The sequence below is a fragment of the Actinomyces sp. HMSC08A09 genome (assembly GCF_001807465.1).
In the GTDB taxonomy this organism is placed as follows: Bacteria; Actinomycetota; Actinomycetes; order Actinomycetales; family Actinomycetaceae; genus Actinomyces; species Actinomyces oris.
In genome coordinates, this window is sequence record NZ_KV789106.1 from 1 (window position 1) to 989 (window position 989).

1 protein-coding gene is annotated in these 989 nt (G+C 64.1%); it reads right to left on the minus strand.

Annotated elements, in window-relative coordinates:
* Positions 1 to 48 precede the first annotated feature (48 nt).
* Positions 49 to 873 (minus strand): class I SAM-dependent methyltransferase, encoded by an 825-nt coding sequence (locus HMPREF3165_RS04675; RefSeq protein WP_010613971.1) that lies wholly within the window; start codon positions 871 to 873, stop codon positions 49 to 51.
* Positions 874 to 989 lie beyond the last annotated feature (116 nt).

Sequence of the window (989 nt, forward strand, 5' to 3'; positions counted from 1 at the left end):
AGTCTCTCAGGCCTCGTCACGGAAGGCGAGTATGCCCCGGTCAATGAGTCAGCAGGGTTCCCCTGAGACGGCAAAATCGGCGATGACCTCATAGAGAGCCCGACCCTGCCTCATCTGAGCGCAGCCCTCGAGTACCTGTGCAGGAAGGGCTGAGGGATCGGCGGCGTAGGAGGACAGGTCGAAGTTCACCCTGATCTGGGAGACGCGGGGACTCCAGGTGTGTGCGGCGCAGGGGTCGGCGACCCGGAAGGGCATGGGGGCCGCGTCGATTCCTCGATCCCGGACGGCCTGCTCGCTCATCGCGACCATCTCCGGGGACTCGGAGTCGTAGACCAGACGGCCGCCGGGAAAGCGGTGGGACATCGCGTTGACGAGGTCTCGAACTGAGCTGGTCTCCAAGAAGTAGAAGACCCCGGAGGCCACGGCAATCAGTCCGCCGCTGGCGTCGACCTCATCCATCCAGCGATGATCGGTTAAGGAGAAGGGGAGCTCCCGCTCTCGCTCATGGGGCTCGACCCAGGTGCGTCGGGACTCGAGAACGTCGGGGAAGTCCAGGTTGTAGATCAGCGCCCGACCGTTGTCGACCTCGTCAACGAGACGATCCAGTCCGCAGCCGAGATCGACGACGGCGGCTTCGGGGTGGGTGTCCAGGTAGCGCCGGATCTCCGTCACGGCGGCAAGGTGGCGCAAGGCGTAGACGGCGGCGGGCATCTCGCCCATATCCATGTCCTCGACGCCAGGGCGGAAGGCGGAGACCATCGAGACCAGGCGCTCGGACCAGGAGTCCTGAAAGCAGCTCGGCCAGCTTCGCGCAGCACGAGCCCGCCCCAGAAGCGGGAAGAAGAGAGTCTCCTGAACCCCTGCGCCGATCATGGTCTCATCCTAGGAGACGGCACCACCGATGTCGATACTGACAATCACATTCATTCTCCTTCATAGGAGGCCTCGCTGGTGAAGGACTCGATGAGTTTCCGTCAGGGGCCACGCAC

What these genes read in the sequence shown, in the direction of transcription:
- HMPREF3165_RS04675 (WP_010613971.1), bottom strand. Translation starts at nt 873, where the DNA reads ATGATCGGCGCAGGGGTTCAGGAGACTCTCTTCTTCCCGCTTCTGGGG.